Genomic DNA, 17,418 nt, shown 5'->3' with positions numbered 1-17,418 from the left:
TATTTTTATTTCAGCGGCTTTATTAGTTTGCTTAATTTCGACAACGATTGGCGTAGTAGTCATGAGCTGGATGCTCAAGCTAAGGTGATTGTGATTTTTGGATGGGCGGTGGAAGCTGCTGGCGACGTCGATGTACTATGGATTTAGAACAACAATTACCAGAAGTGGCTCGCCGTGGTAGTACGCTACTAATGGTTGCAGATGGTCAGCAGATATTAGGTGTCATTGAAATTAAAGATAGGGTTAAGTCTAGTATCAATTAGCATTAACCAAAGTGACTGTTAGCCTATAGACTTGATTATTTTTCCTCACGGTATAAGATGTTTTTTGCTTCTACTCTAAAATCTTCATGACTAATGGCAGGCTCAATGCTAGCTGTATTTAGGTTTACACGTGAGACAGACGCTTCTGCCTCACGATATAAGATATTCTGTGCTTCCTGTCTAAAATCACCATAACTAATAGCAATCTCGGCTTGAGCATGCTTAGCTTCAACATTAGCCTGATTGTGATTATTTTTAACTTTTGCTAGCTGTGAACTATCTGCTGCCGTCTCGTTGATTTGATGAGTAGCTACCGTAACAGGTAGATGAACACTTACCATGGATGTTTGAGGGATTGTTGAAAAAAAACGAGCCGACACAAATATAGTCGTTAATAACAAGACACCCACTATGGCAAAGCATTTTACATGACTCAGCAAATTGCCTTTTGCTAGCTTTGCTGTGTCGGTTGCTAATAGTGGCTCGTTATTAGAATTACTGGATAAGCCAACACTTTTATTGATATCATTTTTATTGTCTGAGATAGTCATAATTCAATACCGAGTCAATCCATGTTATGAACGGCCTATCACCGTATCCTTGATCTCAGGATACGGGCTCTCGGGTATGTTGCAATGATTTTTGGTATGAGCGATAGAATTGACTGATAAGCGGCTTGAAAGCACTATTATTGTATGGCTAGTTGCTGATGAGCAATTTGAAAAATGGTAATAAAAATGAGATGAATTGCAGTCTAATAAGCAAAATAGCACAGATTATCTCGAGGTATTAAGCAGATATTTAACGCTGCTTGGCAAAATTCAGTCCATTTGAATTGATAACATGCATTAGGTTGAATGATTAGTTGAAATTATGAAGGTCCAACATACTCTAATCATTGGTCTCACGATACAAGGTACTTTGGGATTCTTCTCTAAAGTCATCATAAGTGATGGCTGCATCAGCTGCTGGTATGGTCGTTGGGACTTCCGTAGTCTCTACCCCATTAGGATTAGTATCTGGATTCTCAGTGGGGGATTCCTCTGGTTGCGATATCACTGTCGATTTGTCTATCGCGCCTGTATCAGCAGAAGGTTGGTTGTCATCGGTTACTACTGCTTTGCCAGTGCTAACAGCTGGTGCTGCATCTGTCGTTGTTGTTTTCGTCTCTGCACTATCAGGTGCAATCGTTTTCGTTGAGGTCGATAGAACGCCGGTGAAAATTAGTGTCGCTACAATAATAGCAATCAATAATGAGCCAAATATCATGCCAATAATAAGCGGTTTTTTGCTACTTACTTGCTTTTCCTTTGATTTTGCTAATTGTTTAGCAATGGCACTGTCATTTACAGCGTCGTTATTATTAGATAGTTGTTCGTTTCTAACTTTTTCAGCTGCTGATCTTTCTGAATCTTGACGTTTTAAATCATCAGCATTCGCGCTGTCCGCGATATATAAAGAAGATTTATCGTTATTTGCATCAGAATCTAAAGAGTTGTCAGTATTAGCTATCGGTGCATGATTTGTCGAAAAACCCTCGTCTTTATCGTCATCAGAAAAATCTACATTAATACCTGTGCTCACGCTTTCTTGCTCTAAAGTAGCAAATAATTCTAGCTCTGTGGCGCTTAATGGCTCATACGATGAAAGATGATCGGTATTCTTTAGTGGTTTTAATGCATTTTCTTTGAAAGTAGCGTTTTCCTCATTACTATCGACATTTTCGACACGCGTGATGAAACGCTCGTAGATATTATCTTTACGCATACGCTTACGTGGCTTAGTATTAGCAATTTTGGCTAAATTTGCCTCTAACTGCGCATTAGGGCTATTTTTTTTGTCGCTCATGAAGTAATACCAAACCAGTTTTTACCGCGAAAAAGTAGATAACAGCTAGAATTAAGAATAAAGTTGTTATTGTTTGCTAAAGTGTAACACTAACGTTAACAAACAATATAGTAGCTAGCCTCGTTCGCTTCAAGCATAATTTGTCGCTTACTGCTCTTATTCGGATAAAATAATCAAAATAGCCAAGAGAAGATAAGCCACAAGCAACGGTGACATCATAAATAAGTGAGCATAAAAATATGGATTTAAAACAGCTCAACGCTTTTATTGCTATCGCAGATTCACGGAGCTTTAGTGCCGCAGCGACTAAAACTGGATTGTCACAACCAAGCTTGAGTCGCCTGCTTAAACAGCTTGAAACGGATATGGGTGTAGAATTGGTCGATCGCTACCATAGACCGCTACATCTGACTGAAGCTGGTATATTCTTTTATGACAAAATCAGCGCCATATTGACAGAGATTGATACCGTCACCAGCATGACGCAGCGGCTATCTACGCCCAGTAGCATGCTGAATATTGGCTTTGTCCCATCCGTGCTTTATGGATTGCTTCCTGAAATTATTGCCATGCTAAAGCAATCCAACCCCGATATCGACGTCAATCTCAAAGACATCAGCTCATATCAACAAATAGAGGCGCTCAAATCTGGTGAGATAGACATCGGATTTGGGCGTTTCCCCCATCAAGATCCATGGATTCAGCAAATACTACTGCGTCATGAACGTTATGTCGTCGCCTTACCAAAAGCCCATCCTTTGGCGCATATAAAGGAGCAGCGATTGATAGACTTAGCAAACAATCGACTGATTCTCTACCATCAAACCCATTTACCGATAGCGACGAGCGTAAGGTCAACCAGCGCAAAGCTGGATAATAATACAAAATCCAGACGCACAAGTGCTGAGCAATCCGCACATAGCGCGCCTATTACGGAGCCGTTGCTACACTTATTTGCACAATACGGTATTTCGCCTTTTATGACTACGACGGTGAGTGACTTGCAAGTAGCGCTAGGCTTGGTGGCGGCTGGCGAAGGTATTACCCTTGTGCCTGCTAGCCTAAAGACCGTGCGTACCGACCAAATCAGTTATCAACGTTTGATACACGAAAACGTCACCTCCCCTATTTATCTGCATACACTCAAAGATTTCGTTCATCCCAGCATTTCTGATTTACTGCGCGCCACCTATCAGGTATATGAGCAGCGCGGCATCACTTATCGGCAGCAAAAATTTGTGTCACAGCCTTAAATTATCAGATATTGAATGGATATTGTGTTGTAAAGAACCGCTAAAAAATAATCAGCCTTAATGCTTGATATTAGCAACTGATTATGCTAACTAAAAAGAATGGCAATGCAAACAAATAGTAATAACAACTAGAATAATCATTCTCCTGACTGGCTTCGGTGTGCTAAAGTCGATACAAGATGAATCGTTTTATATTTAAGCAGTTTATAAAGCCCTTCTCTCATGATCATTGGCAAGCTGACACAGGTAAGTGATAATTTGCCGTTTTAACCATTTAGAGGTATTCATGACCACACAACCACTCAATAACCCACGCACCAACCCAAATGCCACTGACGATACCGCGACATCGCAGCAAGAAGGCTTTAGCTGGCGTATCTTTGGCCCCGGTATTTTGATGGCAACCGCTGCTATCGGTGGCTCGCATTTGATTTCATCGACACAGGCTGGCGCTATATATGGCTGGCAACTGGCCATTATGATTATTTTAGCCAACGTTTTTAAGTATCCATTTTTTCGCTTTGCAACCGACTACGTCTATGACACTGGCGAGAGTTTGATTGCAGGCTATGCCAAACGCTCAAAAGTATATCTGTGGGTATATTTTATACTCTCTATCCTATCAGCCGTCATTAGTACGGGCGCGGTCTCATTAATAGCAGCGGTGATACTAGGCTTTATGCTACCCGCCTCCCTTGGTCTGTCGACGATGGCGCTGTCATTGATTATCGTAGCGGTCTCTTGGTTCTTTTTGATTGCAGGGCATTATAAATTGCTCGATGGTGTGACCAAATGGATTATGATTGCCCTGACCACGGCCACTGTTGCTGCAGTCATTATTGCCGCTGGCAAGCCAACGGTTATGGCTGTAGACTTTGTCGCCGCCTCTCCTTGGAATTTAGCAACTTTAGGTTTCATCGTGGCACTCATGGGCTGGATGCCAGCACCGCTTGAGTTTGCCGCCATTACCTCGATGTGGACCTCTGCCAAAGTCAAAGCCGATCACACTACCCATCGCCAAGGTTTGCTTGACTTCAACGTCGGTTACGCCGTCTCAGCGATTTTGGCATTGTTCTTCTTATCATTAGGTGTGTTTGTACAGTATGGCTCAGGACAAGAAATTGAGCTGGTCGGTGGCGCTTATATCAATCAGTTGATTAATATGTATACCGCAACCATCGGCGAATGGTCACGTCTATTGGTCGCTTTCGTCGCCTTTATGTGTATGTTTGGCACGACGATCACCTGTGCAGACGGTTATGGCCGTGCCAACGCTGAGTGCTGGCGTCTAATAAAAGGTGAAAGCGAAATCAACAAAAAGCAAATCGCTTTTTGGACGACCTATGCTATCGGTGGTGGGTTGATGATTATCACTTTCTTTACTGGACAATTAGGTACTATGCTTAAGTTTGCCATGATATCGGCGTTTGTCTCAGCGCCTATCTTTGGCTGGTTAAATTACTCACTGGTTAAAAATCATAAAAAACTGTCTTTTGGTATGAATGCACTCTCTATCGCGGGACTCATCTTCTTAACGGGTTTTGCGCTGTTATTTTTAGCCAATCTTGCTGGACTATTTGGCTAGGTATCGGTTTTAAAAATATCTATTTATATCATAAAAGCCCTTTTAGCTTAGCTATTAGGGCTTTTTGGTAAGCTAAAACCATGAATCGATAAAAACAAGCGCAACCGCTATTGTAAATAAATGTAAATAATGGACTATACGTGTCTTTGTGAATTCAGCAATATGAATAATAGTTTGAGCAAACCATTAATTTATAGATAATACTATTTACATAGTGAATAATATTAATTTTAATAAACTATGTATTTAAATTATTTAAATAATTTTGTTCAAACAATGATTTTCACTCACTGATTATTGAGTATAATCGAACACAATAACGATAATACTATCTCTCTATGCAAGGACACTCACATGACTTCACCTTCAGCAGGCGCACGCTTTCGCAGTGCTTTGACCCAAAAAAACGATAATAACCAGCCACTACAAATTGCAGGTGCTATCAATGCCTATACAGCGATGATGGCGACCCAAGTCGGTCACCAAGCGTTATATCTCTCTGGTGCTGGTGTGGCAAATGCCTCATTTGGTCTTCCTGATTTGGGTATGACTAGCCTTGATAATGTGCTAGAAGATGCACGACGTATCACTGACGCAGTTGATACGCCGTTATTAGTGGATATCGATACTGGTTTTGGCGGTGCGTTTAACATCGCCCAAACCATCAGAAAAATGGAAAAAGCGGGCGTGGCAGCGGTACATATCGAAGACCAAGTGGCGCAAAAGCGCTGTGGTCATCGCCCAAATAAAGAAATCGTCAGTATTTCAGAAATGGTAGATCGTTTAAAAGCGGCATTGGATGCCAAAACGGATCCTGATTTTGTGGTCATGGCACGTACGGATGCGCTATCGGTAGAAGGTCTTGATGCTGCTGTAGAGCGTGCAGTCGCGTTCGCCGAGGCTGGCGCAGACATGATTTTTGCCGAGGCGTTAACCGATATCGAGATGTATCGTAAATTCACTGACGTACTAGATATTCCAGTACTGGCAAACATGACAGAGTTTGGTCAGACCGACCTTTACACCACGGATCAACTGTATAGCGTGGGTGTCGAGATGGTGTTGTACCCACTATCAGCATTCCGTGCGATGAACAAAGCGGCATTAAACGTTTATCAGCATCTATTGACTGATGGCACACAAGAAAAAGTTGTTGATACCATGCAAACCCGCATGGAGCTGTATGATTTCTTAAATTATCATGAGTTTGAGCAGACACTAGACAAGCTATTTGCTAATAAGTAGTTAAGCATTCGTCATTGGCAACACTGAAAAGATAGCTCACCTTTGAGTGTGTTATCTTTTCGAAATCCGTCTTCATTTACTTTTAGGTCATTTATGCCATTTTTTACTGCTAATACTGCTCTTAAAGCGTCACTACTGAGCAGCACGCTTGCGGCGCTGTTATTTATGACGGGCTGTGATAAAACACCAGAAACCGCCGACGATACGACCAGTGGTGCAAGCACTGCTGAAGTTGATGCTACCAAAGAGGCTCCTGCACCTGTCACTCAAAACGACTTTGTCATGACAACGATTACGCTAGATACCGTCGACAGCCTACTATTTGCACCAGTTATCAATAGTGGTGCGCTCAGTGCAGAGCAAGTCAGCTGCCTTGAATCACGCGACAAAGACTTGGGTAAAGCCGAAGTCGATCGTTTCTATAAGAGTCGGTTTACCGATGCAGAGTTAAAAGAGTTGGATGACTTTTATACGTCAGAGGTAGGGAAAAAGTTGATTACGTTTGGTAATGAGCAACTGCGTGTCATGAATGGTGAAGAAGTTGCAACGCCAATGGCTGACCCTACCCCAGAAGAGATGACTGAGATTCAGACATTCATGGAATCACCACTGGGTGTCAAGTACATGAAGATTAATAATGCAGAAGGCGAAGGCAGCGCAATGGAAGTCTTGAATGGCCCTATCGAAGCGGAGTTTGCGCGTTGTAAGGTCGATTTAGATGGTCCGCAGCCTGAACAGCCTGCGTAACACTTAACTGGCGCTATAGTCAGTCATCAACTGATAAATTTATTATTAGAAACTTAGAAACATCGTTTTTCACCCAAAAAGCTACCCACAAAAGGAATTTCATCATGGCAGCACAAAACCCATCAACAAAAGTATTGTCAGGCGCAGGTCTACGCGGACAAGTCGCTGGCAAGACCGCTCTATCTACCGTCGGAAAATCAGGCTCTGGTCTGACGTATCGCGGTTATGACGTGTCAGAGCTGGCGGACAAATGCATCTTTGAAGAGGTGGCCTACTTGCTACTCTATGGTAACTTGCCAAACCAAACTGAGCTTGATGCTTATCAGACTAAGCTCAAAAGCTTACGTGGCTTACCGCAGTCATTAAAAGACGTCCTTGAGCGTATCCCTGCCGAATCGCATCCAATGGATGTATTACGTACCGGTTGCTCTATGCTGGGTAACTTAGAAACCGAAATGAGTTTTGATGAAGAAAACGACCAAGCAGATCGCATGCTTGCGGTATTCCCTTCTATCATCAACTACTGGTATCGTTTTACCCATGACAACGTGCGTATCGAAACTGAAACGGATGATGCGACGATTGGCGGTCATTTCTTACATTTGCTTAAAGGTGAAAAACCAAACGAGCTACACACAAAAGTGATGAACGTGTCTCTTATCTTGTACGCAGAGCATGAGTTCAACGCCTCGACCTTTACCGCACGTGTATGTGCTTCTACGCTATCTGATATCCATTCTTGTATCACTGGCGCAATCGGTTCACTACGCGGTCCTCTGCATGGTGGCGCTAATGAGGCGGCAATGGATATGATTGAAGGCTTTAGTTCACCTGATGAAGCCGAAACCGAGATGATGGGTATGCTGGCGCGTAAAGACAAAATTATGGGCTTTGGTCATGCTATCTATAGCGAATCAGATCCACGTAACGTCGTTATTAAAGGTTGGGCTGAAAAACTGGCAGCGGATATTGGTGATGAAGTGCTATACCCAGTATCAGTACGCTGTGAAGAGGTCATGTGGCGTGAGAAAAAACTGTTCTGTAATGCTGACTTTTTCCATGCCTCTGCCTATCACTTTATGGGTATCCCAACCAAACTGTTCACACCAATCTTTGTTTGCTCGCGTCTAACAGGTTGGGCAGCACACGTATTTGAGCAACGTGCTAATAACCGTATCATTCGCCCAAGTGCGGAATATACCGGTGAAGAGTTGCGCCCAGTACCAGATATGAGTGCGCGTTAGATTATAAATATAAAAAGTTAAAGGCTTTTTGTTGTTTTGCCGAGGCGAGCGGTTTTCCTTATTTAATATTGCTCGTCTTGGTTATTTTTTGGAAAAAATTATGGGAAATAATAAAAATAAGTGCTGGGCTGCATGTTTTGGTGACTGTGAAGGTGAGCTTACAGCTGAACATTTGATTTCAAAATCCCTATTTCCGGATGGAATAGTTTTTGTAGAAGGATTTGGTTGGTGTAAAAATCTTAAAAAAGTTGGAATTAACTCACTTACTCGTAAGATTTTATGTAAAAAGCATAATAATGATTTTTCAGTTTTAGATTCAGAAGCAAAATACGCAATTAATTGCTTTGGAAAAGGGAAAACAGAAAGACCAATCAACGGAATATTATTTGAGCGATGGTTATTAAAAACTGCGATAAATTTAAGTATTGATTGTGAATTTCATATTGGAATGGGGTTTTCTGATTCGGTAAAAGGATATCCATCCCCTTATGCTGTTGCACTTACCTTAGGCAAAGAACCTTTTTCACACAAAATGGGCATGTATTTTCTGGTAAATAAAGAAAGCATTCCTAACGATGCAGCTGAACAATTGATAATGCCAATGACTATGAATGACGAAATTGGATTATTTCTTTTTGGACTACGAGGTGCAAACATTTTATTGAGTTTAGTTCCATCTAATGAAGTTCCAAAGTTATCGGATATAGGTCTTTACGAAAGCTTACCAGTACATATTAAGGATGAGAAACCTATTTACAGGCCTAAAAGCTTTACTAATATGAATATTGAGAGTGGACTCATTAATTCTGTAGAATTTTCTTATCCTTAGCCTAATTATATTTTACATTCTAAACCACATCCCAACCAGCCAACAGCTAAAGGTGACTTATGGACAACGCCCTTGTACAACCGATGAATGAACCCTTTAAAAAGCCATTACCTGGCACAGACTTGTATTACTTTGATACCCGTGCAGCCATCGAAAACATCGAAGCTGGCGCGTATGACAAGCTACCGTTTTGCTCAAAAGTACTATGTGAAAACTTGGTACGCCGTTGCCCGCCAGAAGACTTAACCGCGGCGCTTAAACAGCATATAGAAGGCAAACAAGATTTAGATTTTCCTTGGTACCCTGCCCGCGTGGTTTGTCATGATATTTTGGGTCAGACGGCGTTTGTTGATTTGGCAGGTCTACGTGATGCCATCGCTGAGCAAGGCGGTGACCCATCAAAAGTAAATCCAATTGTACCAACGCAATTAATTGTCGACCATTCACTAGCCGTTGAGCATGCAGGCTTTGAAGAAAATGCATTTGAGAAAAACCGTGCTATCGAAGAACGCCGTAATGATGACCGTTTTCACTTTATCAACTGGTGTCAGTATGCCTTTGATAACGTCAACGTTGTACCACCTGGTAACGGCATCATGCACCAAATTAACCTAGAAAAAATGTCACCTGTGGTACAAGTGGTACAAAACAAAGCCGGGGAACAAGTCGCTTTTGCTGATACCTTAGTCGGTACTGACAGTCATACACCAATGGTTGATGCTTTAGGTGTCATCTCAATCGGTGTTGGCGGGCTTGAAGCTGAAAGCGTGATGTTGGGCAATCCATCATATATGCGCCTGCCTGATTACGTCGGCGTTAAGCTAACGGGCAAACTGCAAAAAGGCATTACTGGCACCGATTTAGTACTCGCTATGACCGAGTTCTTACGTGATGCTGGCGTAGTCTCTACCTATATCGAGTTCTTTGGTGAAGGTGCACGTCAGCTGAGTGTCGGTGACCGTGCTTCTATCTCAAACATGACGCCAGAATATGGCGCAACCGCGGCGATGTTCTATATCGATGAACAAACCATCGACTATTTACGCCTAACTGGTCGTAGTGAAGCTCAAATAAAATTGGTTGAGCAGTATGCTAAGCAGACCGGTCTATGGGCTGATGGTATGGAAAATGCGGTTTATGACCGTGTACTTGAGTTTGACTTGTCCGCTGTTGTCCGTAACATGGCGGGCCCTTCACGCCCGCATGCTCGCGTATCAACCACGGATTTGGTTGCCAAAGGTATCGCTCATGGCGCTGACGAAAAACTGCCTGAACCAAAAGATGGTCTAATGCCAGATGGTGCGGTGATTATCGCGGCTATTACCAGCTGTACCAATACCTCAAACCCACGTAACATGGTTGCTGCAGGCCTCGTTGCTCGTAACGCCAATGCTAAAGGCTTGTTACGGAAACCTTGGGTGAAATCATCATTAGCACCAGGCTCAAAAACGGTAAAAATGTACTTAGAAGAAGCAGGACTGATGCCTGAGCTACAAGAAATTGGCTTTGACGTGGTTGGCTTTGCTTGTACCACTTGTAATGGTATGAGCGGCGCACTTGACCCAGATATCGAAAAAGAAATTATCGATAATGATCTGTTCACCACAGCTGTACTGTCTGGTAACCGTAACTTTGATGGTCGTATCCATCCGTATGCCAAGCAAGCATTTTTAGCATCACCACCATTGGTGATTGCCTATGCTATTGCCGGTAATATCCGTTTTGATATCGAAAAAGACTCATTGGGCAAAGACCAAGACGGCAATGACGTTTATCTAAAAGACATCTGGTTCGATGATGATGAAGTTGATGCCGTCGTGGCTAAAGCGGTAAAACCTGAGCAATTTAACGCTGTTTATATTCCGATGTTTGACGAAGCCAAAAAAGACACCGGCAAAGCATTAAGTCCGCTCTATAACTGGCGTGAACAGACGACTTATATCCGCCGTCCGCCGTATTGGGAAGGCAAAATGGCAGCGATGAATAAGCTAAAAGGTATGCGCCCGTTAGCGGTGTTAGGTGACAATATCACTACTGACCATTTATCGCCATCTAATGCTATCTTAGGTGACTCAGCTGCTGGCGAGTACCTTGATACAATGGGTCTGCCCGCGGAAGACTATAACTCTTACGCAACCCATCGTGGCGACCACTTAACGGCGCAGCGTGCGACCTTTGCCAATCCTAAGCTATTGAATGAGATGGTACGTGACGAGAAAGGTGAAGTAATACAAGGTTCACTTGCTAAAGTAGAGCCAGAAGGTCAGGTCATGCGTATGTGGGAAGCAATTGAGACCTATATGAATCGAGAGCAGCCGCTTATCATCATCGCAGGTGATGGCTATGGTCAAGGTTCAAGCCGCGACTGGGCTGCTAAAGGTGTGCGTTTAGCTGGCGTAGAAGTCGTCGTCGCTGAAGATTTTGAGCGTATCCATCGTCAAAACTTAGTCGGTATGGGAGCGCTACCTTTACAGTTTAAAGAAGGTGTCAATCGTAATACCCTAAATATCGATGGTACTGAAATATTCGATATCGAAGGCGAAGTGTCGGCTGGTGGTGAGATGACATTGGTGATTAACCGCACAAATGGTACTGTCGATAAAGCCTCAGTGAAATGTCGTTTAGATACGGCTGATGAGGTCAAAATGTATAACGCTGGCGGTATGCTCCAGCGCTTTGCCAAAGAGTTTATCGATGGCACGTTAGATATTGTATAAGCATTGATGTTGAGCGCATAAAATATAAAGGAGCCGATGTTGTATAGAAATTCTATATGATGCTGGCTCTTCTTTGTATCTACCACTATACTCAGTCCTTTTTAATGTTTAAACAAACTAAATTCGACTGAAATAAGTAGACCAAAAAATGCATAAAATAAAACAGTTACACATAAAAAACTATAAATCATGTCAAGAAACTACCATAACTCTCGAAAACTATACCCCTTTAGTTGGATATAATAATGCAGGCAAATCAAATATTTTAAAGTGCATCGATGCTCTAGTAAGAGGTAAAGGTCAAAATGAAACAAGTTTCTTTGATAATAAAAAACCTATAGAAATTATTGCGTTACTAGAAGGTCTTGATGAAAATTCTCTTTTGCATCTAAACAAGCAACAAATTACAAGTCTTGAGCCCTATATTGAAGCAGGCTCATTGAGTGTTCGCTTCTTTCAGGAAACTCCCGGTACTGGCAAAAATGCTGTTGTAATGGGTATAAAAAAACCTTCAGAATTAGGAATTGGTGACTGGGTAAACCCTAATGGTTTACCACAAGCAATAACCACCTTGTTTCCTGAGCCAACTTTCATAAACTCTATGGAAGATTCGGCAGAGGACGTCTCTAAGTTCAAAGCTAGTAATACAATAGGGAAACTCATTGTTCACCTGCAAAAAGAAATTATAGATTCTAAAGCAACAGAAATAAATAATGCTCTTGAAGTAGTGGGAAAAAAACTAAACTTAAATGGTAGTGAAAGACTAGACGAGCTATCTAGTTTTGATTCATCCATCAATGAAAAAATTGGTGATTTCTTTCCAGGATTATCGTTAAATATTGATATACCGACTCCAAGTATTGCGGATTTGTTTAAACAAGGAACAATTAAAGTTAATGAAATTGGTACAGCAAGACAGTCCGACTTCATCGATATGGGTCATGGTTCACAGCGTGCTATTCAAATGACTTTGATTAGACATTTAGCAGAAATAACAAAAGATGTCACTAAGCAAGGAAAGACAAACATCCTTCTAATTGATGAACCAGAATTGTTTTTACATCCACAAGCCGTTGAACTTTTACGATCTTCTCTTAAAACTCTTTCTAACAAAGGGTATCAAATTATATTTTCTACACATTCACCTTATATGATTGAACAATCAGACATACCTATCACAAATATTATTCGAAAGAATAATAATGGAACTGTAGTAACTATAAGATTAAAAGAAGCTCTTGAACAAACTTTACTTGATAACGACTCACAAGCTAGGCTGCTATTTGATACGTATAATCTTGGTCAAATCTTATTCTCTGATAAGGTTCTAATTGCTGAAGGAGCTACAGAAAAAACGGTACTGCCAACTCTTTTTAATAGTGTAACTGGCAAGACTTTAGGAGAGCATAAACTAGCTCTAGTTATTGCAGATGGAGCAGGTAATATTCCAAAAATGATAGAAATTCTTGAGAAAATGGGGATTTCCACAAAAGGTCTGGTCGATTTAGACTTTGCCTTTACAGGTGCAATAGGCCAAGGGCTGATAGAACAAATAGATCCGTCTATAGATTCATGCTTAACTATAATAAAGAATATTCAGCCAACACATAACTTTAGTTTAAATGGCAGAAGACCTTGTAAAGGTAACGGTTTTAAGGCATGTGACGTTTATGAGTTGATGGCTGCTGAAAGCGATGCAGATATCCATATTAATGCCATAAGAGAAAGTATGAAAAATCATTCTATTTGGGTTTGGGCTAAAGGTGCTATCGAGCCACACTTATGCCTGAGTACTAAAGAAAATGGAGAATGGCTCAAATTTAGACAAAAATTAACTACAGATAATCTTGAAAATTGTGTAAATGATTTAGATGAAATTAGAGACTTCTTTAATTGGTGTATCAGCTAAATTTTTTAGTCGTTTCACTGTTTTTTTGATCGAAATATTTTATATCGCTTTACCTTGTTGAAAATAATAAACAGGAATTTAAAAAATGTCTAAACCAAAACCTTCTTTCGCTCCGCAAATCTCCGTCCCCGCCACCTATATGCGTGGCGGTACATCAAAAGGTACATTCTTTAAACTATCTGATTTACCAGAGCGTTGCCAAGTCGCTGGCGAGTCGCGTGATAATTTCTTATTACGGGTTATCGGTAGCCCTGATCCTTATGGCAAGCAAATCGATGGCTTAGGTAATGGCAGCTCTAGCACCTCAAAAACAGTCATCTTATCTGAGTCTTCTAGATCAGACCACGATGTCAATTATCTATTTGGCCAAGTCAATATCGCTAAGCCTATGATTGATTGGGCGGGAAATTGTGGCAACTTAACTGCGGCCGTTGGTGCCTGTGCCATTAATATGGGCTTAGTCGATACTGATAAGATCGCAAATAGTGCGAATACTGGCATCTGTGAGGTGCGTATTTGGCAACAGAATATCGGCAAAACCATCATTGCCCATGTGCCTGTCTATTTAGATGAACAAAATAAGGTACAAGTACAAGAAACCGGCGATTTTGAACTAGACGGTGTAACCTTCCCTGCTGCTGAAGTCAAAATCGAATTTATTGATCCCGTTGATTCATCAAGCGACATGTTCCCCACTGGCAACTTGGTCGATGATTTTGATGTCTCTGGCTGTGGTCTAAATACTGATAGCGTTCAGGCAACTTTTATTAGTGCTGGTATCCCAACCATCTTTATGAAAGCAGAAGATTTGGGCTTTACCGGTACTGAGCTACAAGGCGACATCAATAGTAATAGCGAGCTACTTGCCAAGCTTGAAAAAATCCGTGCCAAAGGCGGCGTTGCGATGGGGCTGTTTAAAGATGTGAGTGAGGCACAAACCAGCCAACATATTCCTAAAATCGCTTGGGTTGCTCCTGCGCAAAGTTATACTGCGTCGAGCGGTAAATTTGTCGAGGCGGCAGATATTGATTTAGTCGTTCGTGCTATGAGTATGGGTCAATTGCATCATGCAATGATGGGTACAGCAGCGGTCGCTATTGCCGCAGCAGCGACCACGCAAGGGACATTGGTCAATGAAGCAGCAGGTGCAGGCGAGCTGACCGAGGTGCGTTTTGGTCATCCTTCAGGTACGTTGCTCGTAGGCGGTAAAACCGAGCAAGTCGATGGACGCTGGCAAGCAAAAAAGGTCTCAATGAGCCGCTCGGCACGTCGTATTATGGTTGGTGAAGTTTTTGTGCCAGAAGATGCTTTTTAAGTTTGATTTCATAGTAAGTCATAAGCAGTTCGCCAATCGTTAAAAAGGTTAATCAAGCGACCAAATATGCGTAGGGTGCGCCATGCGCACCCATTAAATGTTATATTCTAGCTACTTACTAGGAAGAACTTTTATGAAAAAATACTTTTTGTTTATATCAGTACTGGTGATTAGTATAGCAGAAGCTAACACTGGACCTATTACACCTGCTGAAATTGATCAAATGATGAATGATCCCGAGGGTTTTAAAATCACACAGGCTATAAATAAATTAAGCTACGATGCTAAACAAAAAGAGCTAGCAAAAAAATCTGAGGTCAAAATTGGCATGACACAAGACCAAGTATTAAATAAAAGTAAGTGGGGTGAACCTCAATATAGAAGAACACTTATTGACAAATCAGGAAAATTTGACACTTGGATTTACGGTATTAGAAAGCACTTGATTTTTAAAAACGATGAATTGGTTTCGATACAGTATTAATTTTAGCAAACAAATAAAAGAATCTATATAGCTGTTATTTCTTTCAACTAGAGCTAAAATGCTTCCGTTATTGTTCTACAATTAACAATAAGACCAAAATCCTAGTATGCCAAAACTACCCAAGCTATCCAAATCGCCACGCGTATTATCAGATAATCCATTTCTCAATACTGCACCACTCAAAAAAACGGAGCGGCGCGCTTTGTTATGGGATATCCTCAAAAAGCTTGCCGTTTTTGCCGCGCCATATAAAGTATTAATTATTGCCACTTTGATATTGACCGTACTGGGTTCGTTTACCGCTCAAGTCAATGCCTTTGTGCTGCGCTATGCCGTTGATACCTTGACCGAAATCGCTACCCTCGCTGAGCCTTGGGAAGCTGGCGTGCGCATGCTGACCATTATCAGTGCGGTACTCTTAACCAAAGAGATATTGTCGATATTCATCTCATTTGGGCAACGCTTCTTTGGTGAAAAGATTCGTATCAATCTATCACGTGATTTATCGCAAAAAATCATTGAGCGCATCCTCACCTATCGGATGGCATTTTATACCAGTAGCGAAAACGACAGCGGCAAGTTGCAAACCCGTATCGACTATGGCGTTAGTAGTCTTACAAGCTTAGTGCAAAACTTTTTTATCGATATGCTGCCACTGTTTGCTAGCGCGATCGTCTCACTCATCATTATGTTTTCGACCAATTTTTGGATAGGCTTGGTCGGGCTTATTATCATTCCCATTTACTTTTTCATCAGTCAAAAACAAGCGCGGCGTCTACAAGGCTTTCGTCGGCAGATGCGTGGCTATAGAGAAGCCAAAAGTGGCTTGGTGATCTCCTTGATCAACTCCATCAGCGTGGTGAAATCCTTTGTTCGTGAGTCGATAGAAGCAGAGAAGCACTTAACCATTCAAAAAGACATGACTGACAATCAGCTGCGTATTCGCAGTATTGGTTTTATTTATGATGCGATAAAGACCTTTATTGAGCAAATTGGCGTGGTGGTAATCATTCTGCTGACATCCTACTTTGTTTTAAAAGGCGAGATGACCATCGGTATGATTTTATTCCATGTCATGCTATTTCAAAACGTCGCCGCCCCTATCCGCCAATTGCATCGTATCTATGATCAGATTAATAATGCCCTGACTTATGCTGAAGGTTTCTTTGATATATTAGAAGATGAAAGCCAAGTTGAAGATATCACGGGCAGAAGTAGTAAAAATCTAAAAGGTCATATTGAGCTGAAAAACGTTGATTTCACGTATCCGAATGGCACGCAAGCACTAAAAGATGTCAGCTTCACTATCAAGCCCAATCGTATTACTGCGCTGGTGGGTTTGAGCGGTGCTGGCAAGAGTACGATTATCAGTTTATTGGTAAAGTTTTATGCGCCAGATAGCGGCACTATATGGCTAGACGGACATAATTTAGCCGACTGCGATACTCATGAATTGCGTCAAAATATCGGTTTAGTGCTACAAAGCAATCATATATTTTCGGGTACGATTAGTGAAAATATCCGCTATGGTGATATGAATGCGACTGAGGAAGATATTATCATTGCGGCAAAAAAAGCCTCCATCCATGAGCAAATTATTAATTTATCAAAAGGCTATGAGAGTACAGCAAAGTCATTGTCTGGTGGTCAACAGCAACGTATCGCGCTGGCACGGATGTTTTTAAAAGATCCGCCCATTGTGTTTTTGGATGAGCCAACCGCTAGCCTCGATGCCATCGCCAGCCAACAAGTGAAGAAGAGCCTAGATCTCATCAAAAAAGATCGTACCGTAATTATGGTTTCGCATAATATTGCCCAAATTATCGATGCGGATGACTTGGTCGTGATAGAAGATGGTCGCGTGGTTGAAACCGGTACGCATGAAGCGCTATATGAGAAACACGGCAAATATTTTGAGATATTCAATGCCATGTCGGACAGCTTAAATTTGGATAAAATCAGCCAGACTCTAAAGGGTT

General features: G+C 41.6%; 14 protein-coding genes. 12 read left to right on the top strand and 2 right to left on the bottom strand.

The genetic code is table 11. From position 1 onward, the window contains the following. The first annotated feature begins 137 nt into the window (after nt 1-137). A complete protein-coding gene (locus tag I3257_RS14130) occupies nt 138-263 on the top strand; it encodes a hypothetical protein (protein WP_269135293.1) in 126 nt (41 codons plus the stop codon). 35 nt (nt 264-298) lie between these two features. Here I3257_RS14130 and I3257_RS00065 read toward each other — a convergent pair whose 3' ends face one another. Both I3257_RS00065 and I3257_RS00060 read right to left on the bottom strand, forming a co-directional pair. Then, entirely contained in the window at nt 299-814 is a 516-nt protein-coding gene (locus tag I3257_RS00065; RefSeq protein WP_238048429.1) for a hypothetical protein, read from the bottom strand. 340 nt (nt 815-1,154) lie between these two features. Beyond that, the gene (locus I3257_RS00060; RefSeq protein ID WP_238048428.1) at nt 1,155-2,111 is read right to left on the bottom strand and encodes a hypothetical protein; all 957 of its coding nucleotides are present in this window, start codon (nt 2,109-2,111) and stop codon (nt 1,155-1,157) included. 239 nt (nt 2,112-2,350) lie between these two features. On the opposite strand from I3257_RS00060, the gene I3257_RS00055 reads away from it, so the two are divergent. The 11 genes from I3257_RS00055 to I3257_RS00005 form a co-directional block, all read left to right on the top strand. After that, nucleotides 2,351-3,364, top strand: coding sequence for a LysR family transcriptional regulator (locus I3257_RS00055; protein WP_238048427.1), 1,014 nt, complete (start codon nt 2,351-2,353; stop codon nt 3,362-3,364). 397 nt (nt 3,365-3,761) lie between these two features. After that, complete coding sequence (locus tag I3257_RS00050) at nt 3,762-4,949, top strand: divalent metal cation transporter (protein ID WP_238048516.1); 1,188 nt, start codon at nt 3,762-3,764, stop codon at nt 4,947-4,949. A gap of 354 nt (nt 4,950-5,303) precedes the next feature. After that, nucleotides 5,304-6,194: a methylisocitrate lyase gene (gene prpB, locus I3257_RS00045; RefSeq protein ID WP_238048426.1), complete on the top strand. Its 891-nt coding sequence runs from the start codon at nt 5,304-5,306 to the stop codon at nt 6,192-6,194. A gap of 93 nt (nt 6,195-6,287) precedes the next feature. Then, nucleotides 6,288-6,941 (top strand): DUF2059 domain-containing protein, encoded by a 654-nt coding sequence (locus I3257_RS00040; protein WP_238048425.1) that lies wholly within the window; start codon nt 6,288-6,290, stop codon nt 6,939-6,941. 104 nt (nt 6,942-7,045) lie between these two features. Beyond that, nucleotides 7,046-8,185, top strand: a complete 1,140-nt coding sequence (gene prpC, locus I3257_RS00035; protein ID WP_238048424.1) for a 2-methylcitrate synthase — start codon at nt 7,046-7,048, stop codon at nt 8,183-8,185. 100 nt (nt 8,186-8,285) lie between these two features. After that, nucleotides 8,286-9,014, top strand: a complete 729-nt coding sequence (locus tag I3257_RS00030; protein WP_238048423.1) for a hypothetical protein — start codon at nt 8,286-8,288, stop codon at nt 9,012-9,014. Between the two features lie 83 nt (nt 9,015-9,097). Then, the gene (gene acnD, locus I3257_RS00025) at nt 9,098-11,731 is read left to right on the top strand and encodes a Fe/S-dependent 2-methylisocitrate dehydratase AcnD (RefSeq protein ID WP_238048515.1); all 2,634 of its coding nucleotides are present in this window, start codon (nt 9,098-9,100) and stop codon (nt 11,729-11,731) included. 148 nt (nt 11,732-11,879) lie between these two features. Further along, on the top strand, nt 11,880-13,640 hold the full coding sequence (locus tag I3257_RS00020) for an AAA family ATPase (protein WP_238048422.1): 1,761 nt from the start codon (nt 11,880-11,882) through the stop codon (nt 13,638-13,640). A gap of 85 nt (nt 13,641-13,725) precedes the next feature. Beyond that, nucleotides 13,726-14,955, top strand: a complete 1,230-nt coding sequence (gene prpF, locus I3257_RS00015) for a 2-methylaconitate cis-trans isomerase PrpF (protein ID WP_238048421.1) — start codon at nt 13,726-13,728, stop codon at nt 14,953-14,955. Nucleotides 14,956-15,088: 133 nt separating this feature from the next. After that, a complete protein-coding gene (locus I3257_RS00010) occupies nt 15,089-15,439 on the top strand; it encodes a hypothetical protein (protein WP_238048420.1) in 351 nt (116 codons plus the stop codon). Nucleotides 15,440-15,545: 106 nt separating this feature from the next. Further along, a partial coding sequence (locus tag I3257_RS00005; RefSeq protein ID WP_346014801.1) for an ABC transporter ATP-binding protein occupies nt 15,546-17,418 on the top strand: 1,873 nt, incomplete at its 3' end.

The sequence above is a fragment of the Psychrobacter sp. Ps7 genome (assembly GCF_022129225.1).
GTDB classification, from domain to species: domain Bacteria; phylum Pseudomonadota; class Gammaproteobacteria; order Pseudomonadales; family Moraxellaceae; genus Psychrobacter; species Psychrobacter immobilis_A.
This window is presented reverse-complemented; position numbering and strand designations above follow the sequence as displayed.